This window comes from Nostoc sp., from assembly GCF_036917515.1.
Lineage (GTDB): Bacteria > Cyanobacteriota > Cyanobacteriia > Cyanobacteriales > Nostocaceae > Nostoc.
The window spans coordinates 1-4,408 of sequence record NZ_JBALDE010000145.1; the positions used below are offsets into that span (position 1 = coordinate 1).

A 4,408-nucleotide genomic window follows, 5' to 3' on the forward strand; every position below is an offset into this window, starting at 1 on the left:
GATCATAACTGTAAGGGTTTGCCATACGAATGCAGAAATCAATCACTTCTCTATATATTCTACGTCCTAACTAAGATGGCGACTGCTATATCTTTAACTCAAGAGACATTGCCTTGAATGTACGAAAAACAACCGCGATCGCAATATAGCGATGTTGAAGACAACCCCAAAAGGCAAGGTTTGAGAGTGCGTAGGCTAGCAAGAACCGCAGGCATCGGTATAAGCGTAAGCGGCAATAATTTTCCAACCAGTCAGGATTTCGCCTGCAATATCTAGCTCAACGCCCCGACTACGTTGCTCTCCGACCTGAATGGAAAAACTGGGATTGTTGAGATCGGTAGTCAGAACGTTGGTTTTTGCGATTTGGTAAGCTGCCAGCGTTGCAGACAGTCGGTCACTCAAATCTGCTTTGACACCCACCTCATATTGTGTACCTCGCTGAGGTTCAAAAACAGAGTTATCAACTGCATTACCGATGACCGGAACAAAAGAACTGCTGTAGCTGGTATAAAGCGAGATAGGCTCTATGGGCGAGAAGTCGCCGTTGTCTGTGAACTTATACCAAAAACCAGCCCGACAGACATTATCATCAAATAATTCAACCGTGGGCAAAGCTTTCTCACTCACTACGGTCAACCACACAGTCTTTACATCAAGCTTTGTTACTGTTATTTGGATAATTCCCACAAGCGGTTTTTCTTGCTCAAAGGAATCACCGAGCGGTAAACGTAATTGTGCATTAGGAATCTCGACAATAAAGTTGTTGGCATCACTTTTGTTGACAACTTGCAACGCCTCAGCTTGAGATGTTTGTAAAATTACCTCAATCCCCGTAGAAGTTGAATTAACTTTAACGCCAGTAATTTCTGTAACTGCAACAGTTTGCTTGATACCCTGCAATTCATTTCCCCAAGCAGGTTGCATCATTGGTAAAACTAGAGTGATCGCCCACAATTGCAAACTAACATACCTACAACCCGCAAGTATCTTCTGTAATTTTCTCATAACTAGCTCTACCAATAGACAGATATTCTCAAGTACCTCTTCAAGTCATTTAAGAGCTGATTCGTAAAGTAAATGTTAAATAGCTAATCGCCTGACCATGAGACGAAGCAAAGAACCATAAATCATCGCTTAACTCACTTCGGAATACACCTGATAATCTTTGCTCAACCGCCGAAACCGATTCAGCCAGCCAAAAGTGCGCTCAACAATCCATCGCTTGGGCAACGCAAGGAAGGTATCGGAGGTTCGTTCAATCACTTCCACTCGTACCTGCTCACCACAGACTTGGATAACAGCATTGGCAAAGTTCTTGCCAGAATAACCTTGATCTACCCAGATCACTTCTAATTTGGACAATTTTTCCTTTGCTTCATCCAGCACAACCACTGCCCCTAATCTTTCTGAGGCATTAGCTTCAGTGACGAAAACCCCAAGTAACAATCCTTGAGAGTCTACGACGATATGGCGTTTACGTCCTTTAACCTTCTTGCCACCATCAAAACCCTAGACCTCCCACGCCAGTTGCTTTAAGTCGGCGAAGCCGCCCAACGCACTGGCTCCTTTTTTTCCGTTGTCTTTACTGATTGAGAATCAGCGCTCGCAACGGTAGAATCTTCATCTCGCCCTAAATCTTGTCGTAGTTGATGGCGCGCGCACTTGGTCGTGAATCTGCTGCCAAATACCTTTACGTTGCCATTTTTGAAAGTAGCCATACACCGTTGTATAAGCAGGAAGATCATGAGGCAGCATTTCCCACTGACACCCAGTACGTTCACGTAGAAAATCCCATTCAGAATTTCTCGTAAATCTACTTCTACCGGATGCCCAAATCCCTTGGGTGGTAGATGTAAATAACTAAAAAAATTTAATGAAAAATTTAGGATATTGAAATTAATTGCAACTAATCAAATTTTTCACATCTTGAAAAATACCTAAAGCTTCAGGCAAAAAGTGGTTAATGTGCTTCAAAGTATAAGTGAGTGCTGATCTATAAAGCTTTAGCGTATACGCTAGGGTGGAGATGGGACACCAAAAGAAAATTGAAAATTTTAAGAGATCCAACAAGAGCGGGCAGAAGGTATCGTTCATGAGCGAATTTGTCCTACAACAACAAAATGAAGCGGCTCTTCAGCAGCAAAAACCCAAGGAAATGATTCGGCGCTTGGTGTGGAAAATGTGCATAGCCACCTTAATTTTGATGGCCATAGGCAGTGCCACCCGCGTCATGAATGCTGGACTTGCTTGCCCAGACTGGCCCTTATGCTATGGCGAACTCGTGCCAGCCAAGCAAATGAATCTCCAAGTGTTTTTGGAGTGGTTTCACAGATTGGATGCGGCTTTAATTGGTTTAAGTGCGATCGCACTTTTCGGTTTGTCCTGGTGGCGTCGTCATTTCTTGCCCTCTTGGCTGCCTTGGGCATCTACATTCGCCCTATTTCTAATTGTCTTCCAAGGTATTTTAGGGGGACTCACCGTTACCGAACTGTTGCGGTTTGATATCGTTACCGCCCATTTAGGAACGGCACTGTTATTTTTTAGCACCCTCCTGATTATTGGCACGGCACTCACACCCTATCAGGGGAATGGAACCGTTGGTAAGTTGCCTTGGGTCGGTTTAACTGCTGCTGTTCTAGTTTACCTGCAAAGTTTGCTAGGCGCTTTGGTAGGCTCTCGCTGGGCGCTACACCAATGCCTCGGCGGTTCTCAACTTTGTACTGTAATGTACAGCCATATTGCTGGTTTGATGCCGCCAACAGTGGCAACCTTGGCAATAGTATTTATCTGTTGGCGGACACCAGCACTACATCCAGCCTTGCGGCGACTGGCAAATATGGCTGGTGCGTTGTTAATCTTACAAATCTTGTTGGGAGTCGCCACTTTCAAATTACATCTCCAAGTCGAGCCTCTCACAGTCTCTCATCAAGCTATAGGAGCTACTTTGCTAGGTACTTTGGTGGCTTTCACAGTTTTATCACTACGTGACTCAGTACTCACTGAGTCACGGGTGCTGAGTGCTGAGTAGGGACTGAGGGAGATCAGGGAAATGAGGGAGCAAGAGGAAGAATTCCTAACTCCTAACTCTTAACTCAGCACTCAGCACTGATGATGCGACCCACGCAAGTGCAGAAAATCTGTGTTTTCATTTGTCTGAAATAGCCGGCTTGAGCGGGGGCTGCATATAAGTTGTTGAAAAATAAGGAACCAGAGCCAAAATGATTGAGACTAATGTCTCTCGCCACCACGAAACATTTTTCCAGGTAGTTCAAAGTTATTACCAGCTAACGAAGCCTCGGATTATTCCGTTGCTTTTGATTACCACGGCTGGAAGTATGTGGATTGCTGCTAAGGGAGAAGTAGACCCATTGCTGTTGCTAGTAACTCTCACTGGTGGCACAATGGCTGCTGCAAGCGCCCAGACGATTAACTGTGTCTATGACCGGGATATTGATTATGACATGGAGCGGACGCGCCATCGTCCGATGCCTTCCGGTAAGGTACAGCCACGCGATGCTTTAATTTTTGCGATCGCACTAGCGACAATTTCCTTTACACTCCTAGCAGTATTTGCCAACCTGTTAGCCGCCCTGCTAGCCTTCTCTGGTATCGTCTTTTATATTTTGGTTTATACCCACTGGCTAAAACGCCACAGTACTCAGAATATCGTTATCGGTGGGGCTGCTGGGGCAATTCCGGCGTTAGTGGGTTGGGCTGCTGTCACAGGCACTTTAAGCTGGTCAGCATGGTTAATTTTTGCCATCGTCTTTTTGTGGACACCACCCCATTTCTGGGCTTTAGCTTTGATGATTAGAGACGATTACGCAAAGGTTGGGATACCAATGCTACCTGTGATTGAAGGTGACACAGCAACGGTGAAGCAGATTTGGTATTATACACTGGTGACAGTATTTGCAACCGTGTTATTGGTTTATCCTTTGGGCGCAAGTGGAATTCTTTATGCTGCGATCGCCCTGAGTCTGGGAGGATTATTTATCTACAAATCTTGGCGTTTGTTGCAACATCCAGAGGATCGCACTGTAGCTAGAGATTTATTTCTCTATTCCATCTCTTACATGATGCTGTTGTGTCTGGGGATGGTAGTGGATAGCCTTCCTGTCATCCATAATCTAATTAATGCAGCGATCAAGCAGTTGCATTTTATTGCTTAGGGGATGCAAAATTTAGCGATCGCGTTGGAAAATTGGCGCGATCGCGTTTTTAATAAACTAAAAATTATACATAATTATAGAGTTTGGCGGATTTGCGATGTCCACAACGGGCTACGCTTACGCAAGTAAAGTTTTAGTCATAAGTGAACCTGAGTTCGGGTTAAGCAGGTTGAGATAAAAGCCACTCCATCTGAAGGCTGGGTTTCTTAGGTTGATGGCAATAAGCGATTAATCCG

Annotated in this window: 2 protein-coding genes and 3 pseudogenes; 2 read left to right on the plus strand and 3 right to left on the minus strand. The window is 44.8% G+C overall.

What is annotated here, in order from left to right:
• Positions 1 to 210: 210 nt before the first annotated feature.
• The 3 pseudogenes from V7K89_RS35960 to V7K89_RS18785 all read right to left on the minus strand — a co-directional run.
• Positions 211 to 537 (minus strand): annotated as a pseudogene (locus V7K89_RS35960) (TonB-dependent receptor domain-containing protein); the annotation flags it as partial.
• Positions 538 to 627: 90 nt separating this feature from the next.
• Positions 628 to 1,005: pseudogene (locus tag V7K89_RS35965) on the minus strand (AMIN domain-containing protein); the annotation flags it as partial.
• Positions 1,006 to 1,134: 129 nt separating this feature from the next.
• A pseudogene (locus V7K89_RS18785) lies at positions 1,135 to 1,901 on the minus strand (IS5 family transposase).
• A gap of 191 nt (positions 1,902 to 2,092) precedes the next feature.
• On the opposite strand from V7K89_RS18785, the gene V7K89_RS18790 reads away from it, so the two are divergent.
• On the plus strand, positions 2,093 to 3,028 hold the full coding sequence (locus V7K89_RS18790) for a COX15/CtaA family protein (RefSeq protein ID WP_335189687.1): 936 nt from the start codon (positions 2,093 to 2,095) through the stop codon (positions 3,026 to 3,028).
• Positions 3,029 to 3,218: 190 nt separating this feature from the next.
• Positions 3,219 to 4,172: a heme o synthase gene (locus V7K89_RS18795; RefSeq protein WP_335189689.1), complete on the plus strand. Its 954-nt coding sequence runs from the start codon at positions 3,219 to 3,221 to the stop codon at positions 4,170 to 4,172.
• The last annotated feature ends 236 nt before the right edge of the window (positions 4,173 to 4,408 follow it).